The 20686-nt window shown below is 67.5% G+C and carries 18 protein-coding genes; 9 read left to right on the forward strand and 9 right to left on the reverse strand.

Translation table 11 applies throughout. The features are described 5' to 3' along the window. Window positions 1-2: 2 nt before the first annotated feature. The 4 genes from LL964_RS16815 to LL964_RS16830 are packed head-to-tail and all read right to left on the reverse strand — an operon-like array spanning window position 3 to window position 7076. Window positions 3-1661, reverse strand: a complete 1659-nt coding sequence (locus LL964_RS16815; protein ID WP_146092422.1) for a glycoside hydrolase family 43 protein — start codon at window positions 1659-1661, stop codon at window positions 3-5. Window positions 1662-1690: 29 nt separating this feature from the next. Continuing rightward, window positions 1691-2950, reverse strand: coding sequence for a D-mannonate dehydratase ManD (gene manD, locus LL964_RS16820; RefSeq protein ID WP_104588414.1), 1260 nt, complete (start codon window positions 2948-2950; stop codon window positions 1691-1693). Window positions 2951-2961: 11 nt separating this feature from the next. Further along, window positions 2962-4914, reverse strand: a complete 1953-nt coding sequence (locus tag LL964_RS16825) for a sialate O-acetylesterase (RefSeq protein WP_104588413.1) — start codon at window positions 4912-4914, stop codon at window positions 2962-2964. After that, window positions 4911-7076, reverse strand: a complete 2166-nt coding sequence (locus tag LL964_RS16830; RefSeq protein WP_146092423.1) for an alpha-glucuronidase family glycosyl hydrolase — start codon at window positions 7074-7076, stop codon at window positions 4911-4913. Before LL964_RS16830 ends, LL964_RS16825 begins: the two co-directional genes overlap by 4 nt. A gap of 197 nt (window positions 7077-7273) precedes the next feature. Between LL964_RS16830 and LL964_RS16835 the strand changes: the two genes are divergently transcribed. Further along, a complete protein-coding gene (locus tag LL964_RS16835; protein WP_146092419.1) occupies window positions 7274-8341 on the forward strand; it encodes a LacI family DNA-binding transcriptional regulator in 1068 nt (355 codons plus the stop codon). Between the two features lie 210 nt (window positions 8342-8551). Here LL964_RS16835 and xylA read toward each other — a convergent pair whose 3' ends face one another. Then, a complete protein-coding gene (xylA, locus tag LL964_RS16840) occupies window positions 8552-9889 on the reverse strand; it encodes a xylose isomerase (RefSeq protein ID WP_228329472.1) in 1338 nt (445 codons plus the stop codon). Window positions 9890-10636: 747 nt separating this feature from the next. On the opposite strand from xylA, the gene ttcA reads away from it, so the two are divergent. The 3 genes from ttcA (at window position 10637) to LL964_RS16855 (ending at window position 13619) form a co-directional block, all read left to right on the forward strand. After that, window positions 10637-11533: a tRNA 2-thiocytidine(32) synthetase TtcA gene (gene ttcA, locus LL964_RS16845; protein WP_104588410.1), complete on the forward strand. Its 897-nt coding sequence runs from the start codon at window positions 10637-10639 to the stop codon at window positions 11531-11533. A 60-nt stretch (window positions 11534-11593) separates the two neighbouring features. Then, a complete protein-coding gene (locus LL964_RS16850) occupies window positions 11594-12499 on the forward strand; it encodes a recombination-associated protein RdgC (RefSeq protein WP_104588409.1) in 906 nt (301 codons plus the stop codon). Window positions 12500-12833: 334 nt separating this feature from the next. Further along, window positions 12834-13619 carry a YgjP family zinc-dependent metalloprotease gene (locus LL964_RS16855; RefSeq protein ID WP_167395409.1) on the forward strand — a complete coding sequence of 262 codons (786 nt, stop codon included), beginning with the start codon at window positions 12834-12836 and terminating at the stop codon, window positions 13617-13619. A 38-nt stretch (window positions 13620-13657) separates the two neighbouring features. Here LL964_RS16855 and LL964_RS16860 read toward each other — a convergent pair whose 3' ends face one another. Then, entirely contained in the window at window positions 13658-14524 is an 867-nt protein-coding gene (locus tag LL964_RS16860) for an alpha/beta fold hydrolase (RefSeq protein WP_167395415.1), read from the reverse strand. A gap of 2 nt (window positions 14525-14526) precedes the next feature. Beyond that, window positions 14527-15492: a ferrochelatase gene (gene hemH / locus LL964_RS16865; protein WP_104588406.1), complete on the reverse strand. Its 966-nt coding sequence runs from the start codon at window positions 15490-15492 to the stop codon at window positions 14527-14529. A 144-nt stretch (window positions 15493-15636) separates the two neighbouring features. Between hemH and LL964_RS16870 the strand changes: the two genes are divergently transcribed. The 5 genes from LL964_RS16870 (at window position 15637) to LL964_RS16890 (ending at window position 18830) form a co-directional block, all read left to right on the forward strand. Continuing rightward, a complete protein-coding gene (locus LL964_RS16870; protein ID WP_167395408.1) occupies window positions 15637-16542 on the forward strand; it encodes a lipid-binding SYLF domain-containing protein in 906 nt (301 codons plus the stop codon). A gap of 72 nt (window positions 16543-16614) precedes the next feature. Next, window positions 16615-16842 (forward strand): Sec-independent protein translocase subunit TatA, encoded by a 228-nt coding sequence (gene tatA / locus LL964_RS16875; RefSeq protein ID WP_104588404.1) that lies wholly within the window; start codon window positions 16615-16617, stop codon window positions 16840-16842. Window positions 16843-16857: 15 nt separating this feature from the next. Beyond that, entirely contained in the window at window positions 16858-17472 is a 615-nt protein-coding gene (gene tatB, locus LL964_RS16880; protein ID WP_104588403.1) for a Sec-independent protein translocase protein TatB, read from the forward strand. After that, entirely contained in the window at window positions 17469-18206 is a 738-nt protein-coding gene (tatC, locus tag LL964_RS16885) for a twin-arginine translocase subunit TatC (protein WP_104588402.1), read from the forward strand. Before tatB ends, tatC begins: the two co-directional genes overlap by 4 nt. A gap of 30 nt (window positions 18207-18236) precedes the next feature. Then, complete coding sequence (locus LL964_RS16890; protein ID WP_228329473.1) at window positions 18237-18830, forward strand: hypothetical protein; 594 nt, start codon at window positions 18237-18239, stop codon at window positions 18828-18830. Window positions 18831-18932: 102 nt separating this feature from the next. On the opposite strand, the gene LL964_RS16895 is transcribed toward LL964_RS16890, so the two are convergent. Together LL964_RS16895 and LL964_RS16900 are read right to left on the reverse strand one after the other, a co-directional pair. After that, the gene (locus LL964_RS16895; protein ID WP_104588401.1) at window positions 18933-19832 is read right to left on the reverse strand and encodes a BPSS1780 family membrane protein; all 900 of its coding nucleotides are present in this window, start codon (window positions 19830-19832) and stop codon (window positions 18933-18935) included. Between the two features lie 59 nt (window positions 19833-19891). Then, window positions 19892-20644 carry a glutamine amidotransferase gene (locus tag LL964_RS16900; RefSeq protein WP_104588400.1) on the reverse strand — a complete coding sequence of 251 codons (753 nt, stop codon included), beginning with the start codon at window positions 20642-20644 and terminating at the stop codon, window positions 19892-19894. Between the last annotated feature and the right edge of the window lie 42 nt (window positions 20645-20686).

Consider the following 20686-nt stretch of genomic DNA (forward strand, 5'->3'; position numbering starts at 1 on the left):
GGTCAGTCCTGTTGAGGGCGGTCGAATTGCGATTGGGCGAACGGCCCGATCATGCTGCCGACGAAGCCGCCGGCCTGTGCGGTGCTGAGCATGCCGGCGTCGTCGTCGCGAACAAGCGATTGCCAGCCGCCACCGGTGGCATCGAAGTCGAAACTGTAGCGGCCGCCGTCGCCACGGATCTGCAGGCGCAGCTGGGCGCTGGCCGGGATGGAGGTCTGCGCCAGCGTGATGGTGGTGGCACCGTCGCGCTTGTCCACGAACACCTGCAGCCTGTCGCCGTCGCGGCGCACGCCCAGTGCGTACCACGCGTTGGCGTTCTGGAATGCGGCCAGCCCCGCGCGTACCCCGGCCTGGCTGGGCACCGCCAGCAAGGTGCTGGCGCGAAAGCGCGTGTGCTGCTGGCGGCGTGCGATGAACGCCGGCGTGCCGCCGCCTTCCAGACCCTGTATGTCGGCATGCAGCGTCAACCAGCCCGCGCGCGAGTGCAGCTCGGCCAGCGTGCGCTTGGGTACGCGCAGCGACAGCCACTCGCGTTGCAGGCTGGCAGCGTCGAAGGCGTCATGCCAGCGGAAGTTGCCCGAGAGCGGTGCCTGTTCGGCCGGCAGCCTGGTGCCGGCCGGTACCTTGGCCGTGTAAGGAATCGCCGCGCCGCCCGGCAGCAGCGACGGCCAGCCATCGCGCCACTGCACCGGCAGCAGGAACGTCTCGCGCCCGGTGTTGTAGCGATCACCGGAATACGGCCGGCTGGCCAGGAACACCGCCCACCATTGCCCGTCCGGTGCTTCGACAAAATCCGCGTGGCCGGCGTTGCTGACCGGGTGCGCACGGTCGGCAGGCAGATCGCGCTGGGTCAGGATCGGGTTGTGCGGTGCGGGCGTATACGGCCCCCAGACATGGCGGCTGCGCAACACCACCTGCGAGTGCTGCGGCCCGGTGCCGCCTTCGGCGCACGACAGGTAGTACCAGCCCTCGCGCTGATACAGGTGCGGGCCTTCGATCCAGATCGGTTTGCTGGCCGGGTCCACGCCGCCGTCGAGCAGTACCTTGCGCGGGCCGACTGGTTGCCGGGTGGCCAGATCGAAGCGCTGCATCCAGATCGCGCGATGTCCTTCGTACCGCGCAGTGCCTTCCGGTGGGCCGTTGTTGAGCAGATATGCGCTGCCGTCGGTGTCGAAGAACAATGACGGGTCGATGCCGTCGATGGTCGGCAGCCAGGTCAACGCCGACCACGGGCCTGCGGGGTTGCTGGCACTGGCGATGAAATTGCCACCACTGTCGACCGAGGTGCCCACCACATGGAACATGCCGGCATGGTGACGAATGCTGGCGGCGAACATGCCGCGCGACACACCCAGGCCGTCGTAGTCGAGCTGGTCGGTGCGCTCGACCACATTGCCGATCTGCGTCCAGTGCACCAGATCGCGGCTTTCGAACACCGGAATCGCCGGGAAGTACGCGAAGGTGGAGTTGACCAGGTAATAGCGTTCGCCCACGCGGGTGACACTGGGGTCCGGATAGAACCCGGCCAGCACCGGGTTGCGATAGTGGCCGGCCGGCAGCGGCGTGGCGAACACCGCGTCGTCGCCGCGATACTCGAACCAGTCGAATGCCACCGCGACCGGTGGCTGCGCACGCGCCGGCGCACCGCCCAGGGCGGCCATGACCAGCGCAGCGGCGCATGCACGCAGCATCACCAGTCCCACATCGCGCCGTCTTCCAGGCGGGCGATGGGCAGCTGCTTGGGCACGTACGGATATTTGGCCGCCAGTTCCTCGTCGATATCCACGCCATGCCCCGGCGTTTCGCCGCAATGCAGGCGCCCATCGGCAAACACGTAGTCGTGCGGGAACACCGCATTGGCCTCGTCGGAATGGAACATGTACTCCTGGATACCGAAGTTGGGCACCCAGGTGTCGAAGTGCAGCGCCGCGCCCATGCACACCGGCGACAGATCGGTGGCGCCGTGGAAGCCGGTGCGCACCTGATGCAGGGCCGCAAAATCGGCCAGCCGGCGCACATGGGTGATGCCGCCGGCATGCACGATCGTGGTACGGATGTAATCGATCAGCTGCTGTTCGATCAGGTGCTTGCAGTCCCAGATCGAATTGAACACCTCGCCCACCGCCAATGGCGTCACCGTGTGTTTGCGGATCAGCTCGAACGCACGCTGGTTGTCGGCCGGCGTGGCGTCTTCCAGCCAGAACAACCGGTAGGGCTCCAGGTCGCGACCCAGCCGGGCGGCTTCGATCGGGGTCAGCCGATGATGCGCGTCGTGCAGCAGCTCGATCGCGTCGCCGTGGTCGTTGCGCAGCTGTTCGAACAGCTTCGGCACCACGCCCAGATAGCGCGGCGTGGACCACACGGTTTCGGTGGGCAGCTCGCTTTCGGCCGGCTCGTACGGCTTGCCGCCGACAGAAATGCCATAGGTCTTCTTGATGCCGGGCACGCCGCATTGCGCACGAATCGCGATGAAGCCCATCTCGCGGAAGCGGCCCACCTCGTCGCTGGTTTCGGCGATATCGCGGCCGTTGGCATGGCCATACACCAACGCACCCTCGCGCGAGCGCCCGCCCAGCAGCTGGTACAACGGCATGCCGGCCATCTTGCCCAGGATGTCCCACAACGCCACGTCCACCGCGGCGATCGCGCTCATCGTCACCGGTCCACGCCGCCAGTACGCACCGCGGTAGAAGAACTGCCAGATGTCCTCGATGCGCCCGGCATCGCGGCCGATCAGGTTCGGCACCAGGTGTTCCTGCAGATACGCCGCCACCGCCAGCTCGCGGCCGTTGAGGGTGGCATCGCCCAGCCCGGTGATGCCCGAGCGGGTGCGGATCTTCAAGGTGACGAAGTTGCGGCCCGGGCAGGTGACGATGACGCGCGCCTCGACGATCTCGCGATCGCGGGCCGAACCTTGCAGCGGGGCGGGGGACTCGGGGGTCTGTGACATCGCAGTCTCTTTCAGGGGGAAGTGGTGGCGGTGACGGGAGCTTCGAACGGGCCAGCCGGCAGGCCGCTGCGGTCGTACAGCGTGCACACCGGGCTGTCGGCCCAGCAGTAGCGCACACGCGCCGCATCCATGCCCGAGGGAATACGCAGGCTGACGACGTGCTCGCGCACGCTGGCGCTGGCATACCGGCAGCTGCCGGCCGCCGCGCCGCAGACCTCGAAGCCGATCGGCGCATCGTTGCCGTAACTCAGCAGCGCGCCATCCACCTCGTCGAAGGCGATGCGCACGCTGTCGCCCACGCGCTGCGCCACCCGCGGCACCGGGCCCGACGGCGCGAGCGCCTCGCCATACACCACGCGCCGGGCCGCACGTGCCAGGCGCCGGCCCAGCTCCTGCTTGTTGGCCGGATGGATGTCGTAGCGGTCGCCGATATCGATCGCCACTGCCAGGCCGGCATGCGCGTCCCCGGCCACGAAGCGGCGTTGTGCCTCGCGCAGCTGCGCCCAGCCGCTCTCCGCCGGTTGCGTGGGCGGCGTGCCGTAGTTGGCCAGCTGCACGACGAGTAACGGCAACTGCGCCCCGAAGCGCCCGCGCCAGTCGTGGCGCCATGCCTCCAGCAGGGCCGGGTAATGCGCCGCATCGCCGGCATTGGATTCGCCCTGGTACCACAGCACCCCGCGCAGGCCCAGGTGACCGAGCGGGGCGATCATGCCGTTGTACAAGGTGGTCAGTCCTGCAGCCGATGACCACGGCGCACGGGGCGGCGAGCCCAGCTGCGGCGGCACGATGCGGTACTGCCAGGGCGCGCTCAGCGGCAGCGTGCTGCCGTCGGCGAACTGCAGCGCACGCGAGGAGGCATCGCCGAGCAGGCCGCCGCGTCGATAGGTATTGAGCACGTTGAGCACGATACTGTTGCGCCCGGCATGCAGGTGACCGCGTGGGAGCGTGTAGCGGCGCGGCTGGTCGGCGCCGTAGCTGCTACCCACGCCGACGCCGTTGACCCAGGTCTGGTCCAGCTCGTCCACCGGCCCAAGCACCAGCGTTGCCTGCTGCGCGGCTTGCGCGGGCGTCAGCTCCACGCTGGTGCGGTACCAGAGCATGCCGTTGAAGCCCACCAGCTGCGGCACGCCCCAGTCGTCCCACGCGCCCAGCCCGGCAGGTGCCGCTTGCCACGCGCCCGGCGCATCCGGCTGCCACGGCTCGCCTTCGCCATGCGCGCGCCACCAGGTTTCCCACAGCCTCGCCCAGCGTGGCGCCGCCTCCACCGGGCTGCCGGCATACCGCGCCAGCACATCCAGTGCCGGACCATCGTCGCCGGCCGCACGCAGCGCCGCCTCGCCGATCCAGGCCTGCAGTTGCGAGCCACCCCAGGAGGCGTTGATCAGCCCCATCGGAACGGCGACGCTCTTGCGCAACTCGCGTGCGAAGTAATAGCACGCGGCGGAGAAGTCCTTCACCGCCTCCGGCGTGGTGCGCTGCCATTGCGCCGGGCCGCCGAAGCTGCGCTGCGGGGTAGGGCTGGACTGCGCCGGCACCTTGAACATGCGGATGTCCGGTTGATCGGCATCGGCGATCGCGCTGCGCGCATCCAGCGTGCGATGCACCTGCAGTTCCATGTTCGACTGGCCCGAACACAGCCAGACATCGCCGATCAGCACATCGGTCACCTGTTGCGTGGTGCCGTCGGCACTGCTGGCGGTCAGCGTGTACGGCCCGCCCGCCGTCTGCGCAGGCAGCTGCACCTGCCAGTGGCCCTGGCGATCCGCGCGCACCTGTCGCTGCTGGGCCTGCAACCGCACCCGCACGCGCGCACCGGGCGCCGCATCGCCCCACACCCGGATCGGCGCATCGCGTTGCAGCACCATATGGTCCTGGAACAGCGGATGCAGCAGCGGTGCATCCGCTGCGCAGGCCGCATCGGCTGCCAGCGCGGCCAGCAGCAGGCTGAGGCTGCGCAGGTTCATTTCGGATTTCCCGGTGCGTACGGAAAGGTCAGGCTCTGGTAGTACGCCAGCGGATGCGCGGGTGCGGCCGCGCCCGGCGGCAATGCGCGCCCGGACACGCTCTGGAAATAGGCGATGCTGGCATCGCGCCACCACTGCGCCTCGCGCTGCTGGATGGCCAGGAAATCGGCCACCTGCTGGTAGCGCGGCGGATCGATCCTGCCGGCCAGGCCTTGCCAGGTCCTGCGCATGGCAGCCACCTCGGCCACGCCATGGTCGTAATGCCAGACCAGCTCGTCCCACAGCGTCCTGCCGGACGCCATGCGGTGATCCCACGGCAGATGATGGAACCACAGCAGGTACTGCTCGGGGGCCCGCCGCGCATCGCCGAACACCCGCGCCACCGGCGCTGCGTACTGCGCCACCGCGTTGCTGCCGCTGGCGCTGCGGTCGAAGCCAATCCCGTGACGGTCGGCGCGGTGGTAATACACCGGGTCCCAATCCGGACGCTCGCTGCCGGCATCCCAGGGCGCCGGGCCGTAATGGTGGCCGCGGCCCATCAGGTGATGCAAGCCCAGCGGCGTCATGTAGTCCACCACGGCCTCGCGCGAGCGCAGCAGCATGCCGACCACCGGCGCGACCACCGCCGGATCGTTGGAAAAGGTCATGCGCACCCAGTCCTGCGCGATCGCCTGCGGCGACAGCTGCGGGTCCCATGCCAGCCGCCCATACGCATACCAGTTGGCCTGATCGAAGATCGAGCCGCTCCAGTTGCGATCGGCGCCGATATTGGCCACGCCGGCCATGCCGGTCAGCCGCTTGCGCTTGGCATCATCGAACAGGCTGCCATCCACCGTCCTGGCGACCGTCGAGCCCTTGCCGCGCGCATAGGTATCGGCCTGCAGGGTCTCGGAGAACAGCGTGCCCAGATAGGCCAGATGCGTGGAAAAACCCAGATACTCCTTGGTGATCTGGAATTCGGGCATCAACGGCGTCCGGCGCATCGCACCGAACAACGGGTGGAATGGCTCGCGCGGCTGGAAGTCGATGGCGCCGTTCTTCACCTGCACGATCACGTTGTCGGCAAATGCGCCGTCCAGCGGCATGAACTCGCTATAGGCCTGCTTGGCGCGGTCGTCGGGCTGCTCGTGCGAATACACGAACGCCCGCCACATCACCACGCCACCGCGTGGCGCCAGCGCAGCGGCCAGCAGGTTCGCGCCATCGGCATGGGTGCGTCCGTAATCCTGCGGCCCAGGCTGTCCTTCGGAATTGGCCTTGACCAGGAACCCACCGAAATCCGGAATGCGCGCATAGATCTCGTCGGCCTTGTCGCGCCACCACTGCCGCACCCGCGGGTCGAGCGGATCGGCCGTGGGCAGGCCACCGATCTCGATCGGCGCACTGAAGCGCGCGCTGAGAAACACCCGGATGCCATACGGACGAAACACATTTGCCAGTGCCGCTGCCTTGTCCAGATACTGCGGCGTCAGGCTCCAGGCCTTGGCATTGACATTGTTGAGCACGGTGCCATTGATGCCCAGCGAGGCGTTGGCGCGTGCGTAATCGGTGTAACGCGGATCCAGGTAACCCGGCAAGGTCTGCCAGTTCCATAGCGAGGCGCCGGCATAGCCGCGCTCCACCACGCCATCGAGATTGTCCCAATGGTTGAGCATGCGCAGTTGCAGGCGCGGCGAGCCACGCACGTTCAACGCGGCGATCGATTGGCCGGTCTGCAGCAGGCGCAGGAAGTGGAATGCGCCGTACAACGCACCGATATCGCTACCGCCCACGATCGCAACAGTGTGGCGATCGTTCACGGTGACCGACTGGATCAGGTAGCCCTCGCGGTCCAGATCCGCGGTGTCCAGCTGCAGGGCTGCCAGTTGCGGCGCGCTGGCCGTCCCCAGCAACAGCGTGCCATCGCGCACGATCGCATCGGCCAGCGGCGGCGCGGCGCCCAGCAGGCCTTGCAGACCGCGCTGCAGCTCCTGGCGCGCAGCCCGCAGGGTCGGTGAATCGCCTGCGACCACCAGTGCCCGGGTGTATTCGCGCAATGCGGTGGCGTCATCCACCTGTTGGTAGCGCAACCACAACGCATAGCCATCCTCGGCACGTGCCTGGGCAATGGGCAGGAACGCGCCGCATAGCAGCATCAGCCCCATCAGTAAGCAGGCACCCATTGAAGCGCGATTGTTGCCGTTGGCCTGCCCGCTCATGACATCTGCTCCACGGCGCTTGGCGCATCGTCGCCGGTTTCCCCGCTCTGTCTGCTTCCCGGTACCATGGCGCGCATCGTCGTGTATGCCCTGGGTGCGGACGTCATTGCCGCTGTCGGTATGCATCGTGCAGCTTTCGCACTCACCTGAAGAGGCCACACTTGGAGAAGGTCAGGAAATCGGTCCGCCGCACCAGCCGCGCGACCACCATCGACGAGGTGGCGACGCTGGCGAAAGTGTCGCCGATGACGGTCTCGCGCGTGGTCAACAACAACGGCAGCGTGCGCGAGGCCACCCGCGAGCGCGTCATGCGCGCGGTGAACAAGCTCGGCTACACGCCCAATCTGGCTGCCAGCGCCCTGGCCGCCGCGCAGAGCACGCGCATCGCCTTGATCTACAGCGACCCCAGCGGCGCGTACCTGCGCGAATTGCTGCTGGGCGTGCTGCGGGTCGCCTCGCGCACTTCGATCCAGTTGGTCATCGATTGCTGGGACGACCTGGATACCGACGCCGAGCGCCGTGCCGCACGCAAACTCGCCAAGGGCGTGGCCGGCGTGATCCTGCCGCCGCCGCTGTGCGAATCCAGGGCAGCGGTGCTGGAACTGGTGCGCGCCAAGGTGCCGGTGGTGGCGATCGCTTCCAATCACTTCAGCCCCGATGTCGCCTGCGTGCGCATCGACGAATTCGCTGCCGCCAAGGAAATCACCGAGCATCTGATCGCGCAGGGACACACGCGCATCGGCTACATCGCCGGGCATCCGAACCTGTCGGCCAGCACGCGCCGTTTCGAAGGATTCCAGGCTGCCTTGTCCGATGCCGGTCTGCGCCTGGACCGGCATCTGGTGCAATCGGGCGACTACACCTACCGCTCCGGTCTGCTGGCCGCCGAGCGACTGCTTGCGCGCAAGCGCCGCCCCAGCGCCATCTTTGCCAGCAATGACGACATGGCCGCCGCCGCCATCTCGGTGGCGCATCGGCGCGGGATGGACGTGCCGCGCGATCTGTCGGTGGTGGGATTCGACGACACTTCCGCCGCCACCGCCGTCTGGCCGGAACTCACCACCGTGCAGCAGCCCATCGCCGCCATGGCCGATGCCGCCCTGGATATCCTGCTCAAGACGATTCGCGCCAAGGAACGCAGCTCGAAGATGGTCGATCATGTGGTCGCGCACCTGCTGGTCAAGCGGGATTCGGTGGCCGCACCGACATCGGTCGATCCGGCCGAATAGAAGACGCTGGTCGCGCGCCGCGCAGCACCCGGCCGATACTGCCGGGCCAGTGGACTGTGCAACCCGCTGGTGCGCATGCCGTCTACGGATATACGCACGGTGTGGGCTGTCGACGGCTTTCGTTGCAACGCCGCCTGCATACGCGGCACTCGCAGCGCATGCAGGTGACGCGCACCCATGTGGATGCTGCACGCACATGTGCGTGCTGGATCACCGCGTCAGATACTGATTGATCAGGTTCTCGTAGGCTTCCTGACGGCCGCTGATCTGCGTGGGCGCATTGCCGGCAGCATGCTTGGCCAGATCCGCCAAGGTGGTCTTGCCTGCCGCGAAGTCGGCGCCTGCGCCGCTGTCGAAGCTGGCATAGCGCTCGGCGCGCCAGCGTTCCAGCGGCGAAGACGTCAGCAGCGCGTTGGCCACTTCCAGCCCACGCGCGAACGCGTCCATGCCGCCGATGTGGGCCAGGAACAGGTCCTGCGGGTCGGACGATTCGCGGCGCACCTTGGCGTCGAAGTTCAGCCCGCCCCGCGCCAGCCCACCCTGGCGCAGCACCACCAGCATCGCGCCGACGGTGTCGTACAGGTCGGTCGGGAACTGGTCGGTGTCCCAGCCGTTCTGCGGGTTGCCGCGGTTGGCATCGATGCTGCCCAGCAGGCCGGCATCGGAAGCCACCTGCAGATCGTGCTCGAAGCTGTGCCCGGAAAGCGTGGCGTGGTTGGCTTCGATATTGAGCTTGAAATCCTGGTCCAGGCCATGCTGGCGCAGGAAACCGATCACCGTGGCGCTGTCGAAGTCGTACTGGTGCTTCATCGGCTCCATGGGCTTGGGCTCGATCAGGAAATTGCCCTTGAAGCCGATGCTGCGGCCATAGTCGCGCGCCAGGGTGAGGAAGCGCGCCATGTTGTCCTGCTCGCGCTTCATCTGGGTGTTGTGCAGGCAGGCATAGCCTTCGCGGCCACCCCAGAACACGTAGTTCTCCCCGCCCAACTCCACGGTGGCATCGATCGCGGCCTTGACCTGCACGGCCGCACGCGCCACCACGTTGAAGTCCGGGTTGGTGGAGGCACCATTCATGTAGCGCGCATGCGAGAACAGGTTGGCGGTGCCCCACAGCAGCTTGATGCCGGTGTCGGCCTGGCGCTGCTTGGCGATACCGACCATGTGGCTGAGGTTGTGCTCGTACTCGCCGATGTCGTCCGCATCCGGTGCCAGATCCACGTCGTGGAAGCAGTAGTACGGCACGCCGAGCTTGGTGAAGAACTCGAACGCCGCATCGGACTTGGCTTCGGCGCGCGCCAGCGCGGTGTTGCCCGCATCCCAGGGATAGGCGCGCGTGCCCGGGCCGAACGGATCGGCGCCGTTGCCGCAGAAGCTGTGCCAGTAGGCCACGGCAAAGCGCAGGTGCTCGGCCATGGTCTTGTCGCCGATTTTCTTGTTGGCGTCGTAGACCTTGAACGCCAGCGGGTTGTCCGAGTCGCGGCCTTCGAAGCCGATCCTGCCGATGCCGGGGAAGTATTCCTTGGCGCCGATGTACACGGTGTTGCTCATGGGGTGACTCCTGCACGAACGAAGAGGGTGTTGGCGCGGATGCGAGGGGCGCTGCAGCGTGGATGCGGGATGGCTGGATGCATGGTCACGACCGTGCCGCGTCGCAGGTTTTGCCGGATCGCGACGCCGTTGGCGTGAATGTTAGCGCTACCACAATCGCGACCGAAAAAAGCCGCGCCTTGTAGCGAAGCTGAAAGTGGCATGCCCATCCCAGGCCGAGCGTTGCTGCCGACTTTACCCAGCCGGCCATCGAAAGGCTTGCTGCGCTGCGAGATGCGGGCGTGCCAGCGGGCCCTCACCCGCCCTTCGGGCACCCTCTCCCGCAGGCGGGAGAGGGACGAGCAACAGCGGGAGAGGGCTTGCTCCCTTCCCCGTTCACGGGGGAAGGTGCCCGAAGGGCGGATGGGGGCAGCCACCGCTGACCTCACGACCCAATCCCACTCCGATCCAAATCCAACCGGCACCTACAGTGGGCGGCTAACGACCAGGGCTTGCTCCCTTCCCCCGTTCACGGGGGAAGGTGCCCGAAGGGCGGATGGGGGCAGCCACCGCTGACCTCACGACCCAATCCCACTCCCAATCCAAATCCCCCGGCAGCTACGATGGGCAGCTCACGACCAGGGCTTGCTCGCTTCCCCCGTTCACGGGGGAAGGTGCCCGAAGGGCGGATGGGGGCAGCCACCGCTGACCTCACGACCCAATCCCACTCCCAATCCAAATCCCCCCGGCAGCTACAATGGGCGGCTCATGACCGCCGTCCTGCCGCTGCCGCAACCCCTGGCCGATCCCGCGCCGCGCGACCCGCGCCAGCGGCGACTGCGCCTGGGCAAGCGCCTGCAACGCCAGGTCGGCCAGGCGATCGCCGATTTCGGCATGATCGCCGCCGGCGACAAGGTGATGGTGTGCCTGTCCGGCGGCAAGGACAGCTACACCTTGCTGGACATGCTGCTGCAGCTGCAGCGCAAGGCGCCGGTGCCGTTCACGCTGGTGGCGATGAATCTGGACCAGAAACAGCCGGACTTTCCCGCCGACGTGCTGCCCACCTATCTGCGCACACTGGGCGTGCCTTACGACATCGTCGAGCAGGACACCTATTCGGTGGTCAGCCGGGTGATTCCGGCCGGCAAGACCATGTGTTCGCTGTGCTCGCGTCTGCGGCGCGGCGCCCTGTACGCCTACGCGCAGGCGCACGGGGTGACCAAGATCGCGCTTGGCCACCACTGCGACGACATCGTGGCCACGTTCTTCATGAACCTGTTTCACCACGCGCGCCTGGCGGCGATGGCGCCCAAGCTGCGCAGCGACGATGGTGCGCACGTGGTCATCCGCCCGCTGGCCTATGTGCGCGAGGCCGATATCGCCGCCTACGCACGGGCGCGGCAGTTTCCGATCATTCCCTGCAACCTGTGCGGCAGCCAGGAAAACCTGCAGCGCCAGCAGATCGGCCGCATGCTGCAGCAATGGGATCGGGAGCAGCCCGGGCGCGTCGAGCAGATCGCGCGTGCGCTGGGCGACGTGCGCCCCGAGCAGCTGGCCGACCGCGCCCTGTTCGATTTCCTGGCGCTTGGCCGCCGCCCCGATGCCGGCGCGCCCGATCCCACTGACTGGCACGCTGCCGCCGACGGCAGCCACGATAGCGACTGACGCGCCCGCCAGGTCACCGTCGGTCTTCCACCTCCACGTTTCCCCTCTTTGGTCTTATCCATGTTCTTTCGCAATCTCACGCTGTTCCGTTTTCCCACCACGCTGGATTTCTCCGAGATCGAGACGCTGCTGCCACAGGTGCAGCTCAAGCCGGTCGGCCCGCTGGAAATGAGTTCGCGCGGCTTCATCTCGCCGTTCGGACGCGACGAGCAGGAAGTGCTCTCGCACCGTCTGGAAGATTTCCTGTGGCTCACCGTCGGTGGCGAGGACAAGATCCTGCCCGGCGCGGTGGTCAACGACCTGCTCGAGCGCAAGGTGGCCGAGATCGAGGAAAAGGAAGGCCGCCGCCCGGGTGGCAAGGCGCGCAAGCGGCTCAAGGACGACCTGATTCATGAGCTGCTGCCGCGCGCCTTCGTCAAGAGCTCGCGCACCGACGCCATCCTGGATCTGCAGCACGGCTATATCGCGGTCAACACCTCCAGCCGCAAGAGCGGCGAGAATGTGATGAGCGAGATCCGCGGTGCGCTCGGCAGCTTCCCGGCATTGCCGCTCAACGCCGAGGTCGCCCCGCGCGCCATCCTCACCGGCTGGATCGCTGGCGAACCGCTGCCCGATGGCCTGAGCCTGGGCGAAGAATGCGAGATGAAGGATCCCATCGAAGGCGGCGCGGTGGTCAAGTGCCAGCATCAGGAGCTGCGCGGCGACGAGATCGACAAGCATCTGGAAGCCGGCAAGCAGGTCACCAAGCTGGCGCTGGTGCTGGACGACAATCTCTCGTTCGTGCTCGGCGACGATCTGGTGATCCGCAAGCTCAAGTTCCTGGACGGGGCGTTGGACCAGCTCGAACATAGCGAAGACGACGGCGCGCGTGCCGAACTCGATGCGCGTTTCGCGCTGATGAGCGCCGAAGTGCGCCGGCTGTTCGTACTGCTGGAAAGCGCATTGAAGCTCAGCAAGGCCGAGTGATCCGGTTGGCGACCGGGCGCATGCACGCCCGGTCGCCCGCCGGCCGTGGCGCAACGCGTGAGGTTGGCGCCTGCTCCCAGCCAGGGTGCGGACAGGCCGCTGCGGTCGATGCTGGCAGACACTCCATGCAAGCGCGATCGCGCCTTGCCGACATCGTCAGCGCCGCTGTCTGCCGCGCGCTGCTGCTCATCGGCCCTGTCGCAATGCGTACCGGCAGCGCCGTCGGTCGCAGGACATCGTCGGCGTCGGTCGGCTCCGCACGCGTCGCTGGCTGCGCCAGCACATCGCGCACAAGCTCTCACCACCTGACACATCGCAGCGCTATCCTGTGCCCATGTTCAAGCCCGTCCGCCGTCTGATTGCACCCGCTCCGCAGGTCGTCGAACGCGACTGCCTGCGCGTGCAGCTGGATGGTGCCGAGATCGAGGTGCTGCGCGTACGCGACCCACGCGCGCGCCGTATCAAGCTCAGCGTGGACGAGCGCGGCGCGCGGCTCACCCTGCCGCTGCGTGCGAGCCTGGTGGCCGGCGAGCGCTTCGTGCACGCGCATCTGGATTGGCTGGGCACCCAGCTGTCGCGTTACCAGCAGGTCGATGCGTTTCCCGCGCTGCAACGCGGCGTGCCGGGGGTGTTGCCATTGCGCGGCGCGCTGCTGCCGCTGGCCTGGCACGAAGCGCGCTACGCGCGCATCGACCTCGATGACACGGGCGCGCATTTCCATGTGCCGGCGCGTTTGGGCGAAGCGGGCCTGCGCCGCACATTGAAGGAATTCTACGAGGCGCAGGCACGCGCCGATGTCGGCCGCTGGTTGCCCACCTATCTGCCGGGGCTGCCGCGCCCACCGGCGCGCGTGCGGCTGAAGGTGATGTCCTCGCAATGGGGCTCGCTCGCGCCGGATGGCTCGATGGCGCTGGATCTGGCGCTGGTGCTGGGCCGCTCATCGGCGTTCGAATACGTGCTGGTGCACGAGCTCTGCCATCTGCTGCAGGCCAACCACTCGCCGGCGTTCTGGGCCGAAGTGGAGCGGCGGTTTCCCGCCTGGCGCGACGAGCGCAGCTACTTCCACGAACACGGCCGCCAGCTCAAGGCGCAGCTGCGGCGGTTGCTGCAGCCAAGCTGACGCGGCGACCAAAACATGGCCGGCCGTCGTCAGGTGGGTCATGCATGCGGTGCTGGCAACGACGCCAGAAACGCATCGATCACCGCCGCTACCGGCTGCGGTGTTTCCATATGCACATGGTGCGTGCCCGGCAGCAGCACCAGGCGTGCATCTGGCACCAGCGCCACGCGGTGATCGCGCAAGGTATCGGAAAAATACGGCTGCGCCGGTGTGGCGAAGATCGCCTGGGTCGGGCACACGATCGACGTCAGCAGCGCGTCGATCTGCGCCTCGGTCATGCGGATGGCGGTGGGCAGGGTCAGGCGTGGATCGGTGCACCAGCTATAGCCACCCTCGACCGCGCGCAGGCCGCGTTCCACCAGCAGCCGTGCGGCCGGCTCGGTGAGCTGATTGGCCATCATGCGCGCGCGGATCGGCGCTTCCATCGTGCCGAACACCCGCAGCGGCCGCTGCGGCAGGCTGCGCGTCGAACGCACCGAATCGCGCAGGCGCTCGGCGGTGTTTTCGGCCGGTTCGGCCAGGGCGCCCAGCGCCTCGATGACCATCAGCGCCTCGATGCGTTCGGGCGCAGCCGCCGCCATCAGGCTGGCCACGCCGCCACCCAGCGAATGGCCGAGCAGGGTGAAGCGGTCCCAACCCAGCGCATCGGCCACCTGCAGCAGATTGTGGATGGCACTGCTGAGGGTGTATTCGGCGCCCACCGGCAGCCACGCGCTGTGACCGTGACCGGGCAGGTCAAGCAGCACCAGGTCCAGATCCGGCGCCTGCAGATGTGCGCTCAACGGCAGGAAACTGGCTGCGTTATCGAGCCAGCCATGCAGCGCCAGCACTCGCCGCCGACCGCGTTCGGCGCTGCGCAACCCGGTGACGCGGCCGATCGCCAGCGTGCAGTCGAACGGTTCCAGCCTCACGCGCGCCGCGCCAGTGCGGCCAATGCCTGCACGTGTGCCGCTTCGGCATTGAGGCAGGGGATGTAGCTGAGCGTGGCGCCGCGTTCGGCCAGCGTTTCGGCAAAACCCAGCGCCACCTCTTCCAGGGTTTCCAGGCAGTCGGTGGCAAAGCCCGGGCACACCAGGTCGAAACTGCGCACGCCACCTTCGGCCAGTTTCCATAGGGTGGGCTCTGCGTACGGCTGCAACCAGCGCTCGGAGCCGAAGCGCGACTGGTAGCCCATCTGCCAGTCGTCCGCGCCCAGGCCGAGCGCGGACGCGATCGCCTGCGCGCTGCGCTCGCATTGCTGCGGATACGGATCGCCCGCATTGGCCACGCGTTGCGGCAGGCCGTGGAAGGAGAACATCAACGTCTCGCTGCGCCCATGTACCTGCCAGTGCGCGCGAATCGAATCGGCGATCGCCGCCACCCAGCCGGCGTCTTCGCAATAGTCGCCGATCACCTGCAACGCGATCTCCGGCGCGTCGCGGTGCCAGGCATCCACCACGTCCTGGATCGAGGCGGTGGTGGTGGTCGAATACTGCGGATACAGCGGCAGCACCACGATGCGTTTGATCCCGCGTGCGCGCAGGTCATCGAGCGTCTTGCGCAAGGGCGGCGCGCCGTAGCGCATCGCCCAATCCACCTGCCAGTCGGGCATGGCCTGCTGCAGGCCTTCGGCAAGGCGGCGGGTGTATACCGCCAGCGGCGAGCCATCGGGCAACCACACCTTGGCGTACTTCTCCGCCGACTTGGGCCCGCGGATCGGCAGGATCACACCGTACAGCAGCGGCTTCCAGAACAGCGGCGGGATCGCGACCACGCGGCGGTCGCTGAGAAATTCGGCCAGGTAGCGGCGCACGGCCGGCGCGGTGGGCGCATCGGGCGTGCCCAGGTTGACGACCAGCAGGGCGGAATCGGGGGGCATGTTCATGCGGGCCATTCTGGCAGAGCCGGGCGGCGCTGCCGACCACGGCGCGCCGATCCGCTGCGTCCTGCACGTCGGCTGCGCTCACCACCGATTCATTGCTCCACCACTAACGTCGCGCCATTGCTATCTTTGACCGATCGCCCCGTGGAGTTTGTCATGCCCCGTCTGTCGCGCCTGGCCCTGTTGTTGTCGCTGACCTTGGTTGCCGGCCATGCCGTCGCCGGTCCGGAAGAGGATCAGCGTGCGCGTAACGCGGTGCGGGTGCTGGACGAGATCATGAAGATTCCCGAGCAGGCTATCCCCGACAAGCTGCTCGACGAGGCACGTGCCATCGTGGTCATCCCCGATACGCTCAAGGCCGGGCTGGTGATCGGCGGCCGCCGTGGCCACGGCCTGATGTCGATGAAGAATCCGGACGGCAGCTGGTCGCAGCCGGTGTTCGTCAAGCTCACCGGCGGCAGCATCGGCTTCCAGGCCGGCGTGCAGTCCTCCGATGTGGTGCTGGTGTTCCGCAACGACCGCAGCCTGGACAACATCGTCAACGGCAAGTTCACCCTGGGCGCCGACGCCGGCGTGGCCGCCGGCCCGGTCGGTCGCAATGCCGCCGCCGCCACCGACGGCCAGCTCAAGGCCGAGATCTGGTCGTGGTCGCGCGCGCGCGGCCTGTTCGCCGGCGTGGCGCTCGACGGCGCAGTCTTGCAGATCGACGATGCCGCCGACCTCAATGCCTACGGTGGCGGTGCCACGCCGCGCATGATCTTCGAAGGCCGCACCAACGAGCGGCCATCCACCGACGTGATTGCCTTCCGCGATCGCCTGGAGGAGGCCACCTATACCGCACGCACCAATCGCGACGGCGACGGCGACGGCGACAGTGCAGGCGCCGCGCCCGCACCGCGCGCGCGCAGCGCCACGCCGGCTCCAGCGCCGCTGGCGCCGCCGCCGGCCAACGAGGCCAGTACGGTGCCGATGCAACCCACCACCACACCGCCAGCGCAGCAGGGCTTCCAGCCGGTGTCGGAGGGCGAAATCCGCACCGAGTCGCTGGACGGCAACCGCTGACGGCCTGTCATCCCCCTGCGCGGTGCGCTGGGGTATCCTGCGCGTTCCTTCTTTTCAGCAAGCGAGCAGATCATGGGCGGTTTCAGCATTTGGCACTGGCTCATCGTGCTGGTGATCGTGCTGCTGGTGTTCGGTACCAAGCGGCTGACCAGTGGCGCCAAGGATCTCGGCAGCGCCGTCAAGGAATTCAAGAAGGGCATGCACGACGACGACAAGCCGGCCGGCAAGCTGGGCGACGACTCCCGTGCTGCCGAGCAGGCGCGTGAGGCGCAGGCCGAGCGCGACCGCGACGCGCGCTGATTCGGAGCAGCGTCGGTGTTTGACATAGGTGTTGGCGAACTGACGCTGATCGCGATCGTTGCGCTGGTTGTGCTTGGCCCCGAGCGCCTGCCCAAGGCGGCCCGTTTCGCTGGGCTGTGGGTGCGCCGCGCGCGTGCGCAATGGGATTCGGTCAAACAGGAACTGGAGCGCGAACTGGAGGCCGAGGAACTCAAGCGCAGCCTGCAGGACGTGCAGGCCTCGTTGCGCCAGGCGGAAACCGAGTTGCGCAGCACGCAGCAGCAGGTCGAACACGGCGCACGCGCGCTGCACGACGATGTGAGCCGCGATATCGACATCCGTGCCAGCGCCACGCCGCTGGAACGGGCGCATGCGGATCTGGCGCCGGGCACCGGTGCCGACGCTGCGACCAGCACCATGGATGCTGCTGAAGCCGCACCTGCCGCACCGCTCATCGCGCAAGCGCAGCCGATGGCGCCGGCGCCGCATCAGGCGCCGATTCCGGCCCCCCACGACAGCGTGGTGCCGGCACCTCACGCCGCGCACCTCACCCGCGCGCCGGTGCCGGCGACCAGCGCGCCCATCGATGCAACCGCACCGGCCGCGCCAATGCCGACCGAGCCGAGCAAGATCCAGGAGAACCAGCCGTGAGCCTGTTCGACGACGCACAGGCCGAAAGCAGTCTGATCGAGCACCTGGTGGAATTGCGCGCCCGCCTGGTGCGCGCGTTGATCGGCCTGGGCGTGGTGCTGCTGATCCTGCTGCCGTTCTCGCGGGCGATCTATTCCTGGCTGGCCGCGCCGCTGATCGCGCAGCTGCCGCTGGGGCAGACCATGATCGCGATGAATCCGGCCGGCGCGTTCTTCGCTCCGTTGAAGCTGACCTTCTTCCTGGCGGTGTTCATCAGCGTGCCGTGGCTGCTGTTCCAGGCCTGGGCCTTCGTGGCGCCGGGGTTGTACCAGCGCGAAAAGAAGCTCGCATTTCCGCTGCTGGCCTCGGCGGTGGCGTTGTTCTACATCGGCTGCGCGTTCGCCTATTTCCTGGTGCTGCCGGCGGTCTTCCACTTCCTGACCACGTTCAAGCCCGACGTGATCGCGATCACCCCGGACGCCAATTCCTACCTGGATTTCGTGCTGGCGATCTTCTTCGCCTTCGGCGCGAGTTTCGAGTTGCCGGTGGCGCTGGTGATCCTGGTGCTGCTGGGCTGGGTCAGCCCCAAGCAGCTCAGCGAAGGCCGCGGTTACGCCATCGTCGGCATCTTCGTGCTGGCCGCCGTGCTCACCCCGCCTGACGTGGTCTCGCAGCTGATGCTGGCCATCCCGATGTGCCTGCTCTACGAACTGGGCATCATCGCCTCGCGTGCGGTGGGGCCGAAGAGCGCCTGATTCGCGCTCGGTCTGCGAGCTGATCTGGGAATGCGAAGAACCACATCAGAGCAGTTGTTCGAAACATTCTGCGCGCATCATCGGCTGGACTGCCAGCGGATTGCTGAGACATCAACCTGCACGCCCGACTACCACGTATTGCTCGGCCGCAAGGTGGTGGCCGTCGAGATCAAGCAGATTGAAAGCATGCGCGGAATCGATCCGGATGGCGTGTGGTCCAGGACGATCGGTTGGCATGTGCGCCAGAAGATTGTTGAAGCGCGGGGGCAACTACGCGCGGCTGCCAGTGTCGGTATGCCGGCGGTATTGCTGATTTGCAACACAGTCGATCCGTTCCAGCTATTCGGCACCGAACAACACGACTTCATCAGCGCGATGTATGGCGAGCTGACGGTACACATCGATACGTGCGGTAACGCTGCGAGTGACCTCTTCCACGGCCGTAATGCCACCTTGAGAGAGAGTGCCAATACGTCCTTCAGCGGTGTGGGACACCTGCGCGAAACCAGCTCCGGTGCAGAGGTGATTATTTACGAGAACCTGTTTGCAGCGCATCCATTGCCGTTCGGCGACATACCCGACTGCATCACGGCCGTTCGCATGGAACTCAATCGGACGGACTGACACCATGCAGACAGATCGAATTGCGTAGGAGCGCACCCGAGCGCGACGGGCCTTCTCGGGAAAGCTTCGTCGCGTCCGGGTGCGCTCCTACGGCTCGCAAGATCAAGCTGCAAACACATCCGGCCGCGACGGCGGGGTGGGCCGTGCGGCGGCGCTGTCATGGGTGAACATCTGCTTCCAGGCCGCGTACACCGAACCGGCGAACACCGGCATCAGCACCGCCATCAGCAGCAGCTGGGCCAGCCACATCGCCACGGTCTGCCCGGCCACCAGGCCGACGATCAGCGCCACGATCATCACCGCGAAATAGATCGCGAAGATGGCGATGAACGCCAGCACGAAGAACACCAGCATTGCCGGCAGGTTGTGCAGACTGGCACGCAGGCTCTCGCGCAGCGCGTGGCCGCCGGTGCTGCGGTCGAACATCACCTGCGGCGGCATCACGAACAACGCCAACGTCATCGCCGCGAAGGTGGCGATGGTCAGCAGCAGCCACAGCAGGATGCGCCCGGCCGGCAGGCTGGCCGCCAGTTGCTCGATCTGCGCCGGGTCCGGCTGTGCGCCGGACTGGCTGATCTGGTTGATCTTGATCATCACCTCCGACAGCTGCTGCAGCCCGCTGGAGCCGATCATCACCAGCAGCAGCACGCCCAGCAGCAGGCCGGCGATCAGCTGGGGCAGCAGCGACACCAGCAGATGCGGCGCGCGGCCATCCTGCAGGCCGTGCAACAGGTGCGCGGGCCTGGCGATGCGGCCTTCGTCCACTTCGCGGATCGCCCACAGCAGGCCACCCATGAACAGCGGGCCGGCCAGCACCAGCAGGAACTGCAGTGCCGGGCCCAGCAGCGGCACCAGTACCGACAGCGATACCGCCAGCGAGGCGGCCACGCTCCAGATCACCCCCAGCGAGCCAAGCGCCAGCGGCGCCCGCTTGAGCAGTGAGAAACCGGTCAACAGCCATTCTGCGCCGGCAGACGCCGGCACCTTGCGAATTTCGCTCATTCCCATTCCGGATCGATACGCGCGCCGGACCACCCGGCGTCCCGCGATTATCGCCGCTTTTACGTGTGCGCGGCGGGACGAGCGTTCACTGTCTGCAGGCCGCGGGCATGGTGCACGAACCGGCGCAGCAGCTTGCGGGCGACCGGCGCAGCGGTGACCTCACGGGCCACGGTCCGGGCGCAGCGGCCGTGGCGGGCGATGCACTCCGCGCGCGCCTGCACGTAGCCGCGCATATGGTGGGTGGCGAACTCGGGATGGAATTGCACGCCCCAGGTGGCCTGGCCCCAGCGGAAGGCATGGCAGCGGTCCTGGCGCGAGTGCGCCAGCACGATGGCGCCGTCCGGAGCGCGTACCACCGTCTGCAGGTGGGTGGCATGCGCAGGGAACTGCCCCGGCAGGCCGGAAAACAACGGATCCTGCTCGGCCGGCGGATGCAGTTCCAGCGCCACCGTACCGGACTCGCGTCCGGCCGGGTTGTAGTCGACCTCGCCACCCAGTGCATGCGCCAGCAATTGGTGCCCGTAGCAGATGCCCAGCAAGGGCTTGCCCTGGTGCGCGGCCTGGCGTAGCCAAGCGGCGCTGCGCTCGCTCCATTCGGCGCGGTCGGTGACGAAGGCGGCCGAGCCGCTGACGATCGTGCCGGCAAAGCCGGCCGGGTCGGGCAGGGCGTCGCCGTTGGCAACATCGATGGCCACCGTCTCGTGTTCGGCCAGCCCGGCCGCCACGCGGATCCAGTGGCGAAAACGGCCGTATCGCTTCATCTCCGGCACGGGGCAACCGGTTTCGATGATCAGGAACGGCAGAGCGGACATGCGCAAGGATCCGGACACGACAGATGTCCTCGATTGTAGGCG

This window comes from Xanthomonas melonis (assembly GCF_020783655.1).
In the GTDB taxonomy this organism is placed as follows: domain Bacteria; phylum Pseudomonadota; class Gammaproteobacteria; order Xanthomonadales; family Xanthomonadaceae; genus Xanthomonas; species Xanthomonas melonis.

What these genes read in the sequence shown, in the direction of transcription:
- LL964_RS16815 (WP_146092422.1), bottom strand. Translation starts at nt 1,661, where the DNA reads ATGGCCGCCCTGGGCGGTGCGCCGGCGCGTGCGCAGCCACCGGTCGCG.
- manD (WP_104588414.1), bottom strand. Translation starts at nt 2,950, where the DNA reads ATGTCACAGACCCCCGAGTCCCCCGCCCCGCTGCAAGGTTCGGCCCGC.
- LL964_RS16825 (WP_104588413.1), bottom strand. Translation starts at nt 4,914, where the DNA reads ATGAACCTGCGCAGCCTCAGCCTGCTGCTGGCCGCGCTGGCAGCCGAT.
- LL964_RS16830 (WP_146092423.1), bottom strand. Translation starts at nt 7,076, where the DNA reads ATGGGTGCCTGCTTACTGATGGGGCTGATGCTGCTATGCGGCGCGTTC.
- xylA (WP_228329472.1), bottom strand. Translation starts at nt 9,889, where the DNA reads ATGAGCAACACCGTGTACATCGGCGCCAAGGAATACTTCCCCGGCATC.
- ttcA (WP_104588410.1), top strand. Translation starts at nt 10,637, where the DNA reads ATGACCGCCGTCCTGCCGCTGCCGCAACCCCTGGCCGATCCCGCGCCG.
- LL964_RS16850 (WP_104588409.1), top strand. Translation starts at nt 11,594, where the DNA reads ATGTTCTTTCGCAATCTCACGCTGTTCCGTTTTCCCACCACGCTGGAT.
- LL964_RS16855 (WP_167395409.1), top strand. Translation starts at nt 12,834, where the DNA reads ATGTTCAAGCCCGTCCGCCGTCTGATTGCACCCGCTCCGCAGGTCGTC.
- hemH (WP_104588406.1), bottom strand. Translation starts at nt 15,492, where the DNA reads ATGGCCCGCATGAACATGCCCCCCGATTCCGCCCTGCTGGTCGTCAAC.
- LL964_RS16870 (WP_167395408.1), top strand. Translation starts at nt 15,637, where the DNA reads ATGCCCCGTCTGTCGCGCCTGGCCCTGTTGTTGTCGCTGACCTTGGTT.
- tatA (WP_104588404.1), top strand. Translation starts at nt 16,615, where the DNA reads ATGGGCGGTTTCAGCATTTGGCACTGGCTCATCGTGCTGGTGATCGTG.
- LL964_RS16890 (WP_228329473.1), top strand. Translation starts at nt 18,237, where the DNA reads ATGCGAAGAACCACATCAGAGCAGTTGTTCGAAACATTCTGCGCGCAT.
- LL964_RS16895 (WP_104588401.1), bottom strand. Translation starts at nt 19,832, where the DNA reads ATGAGCGAAATTCGCAAGGTGCCGGCGTCTGCCGGCGCAGAATGGCTG.
- LL964_RS16900 (WP_104588400.1), bottom strand. Translation starts at nt 20,644, where the DNA reads ATGTCCGCTCTGCCGTTCCTGATCATCGAAACCGGTTGCCCCGTGCCG.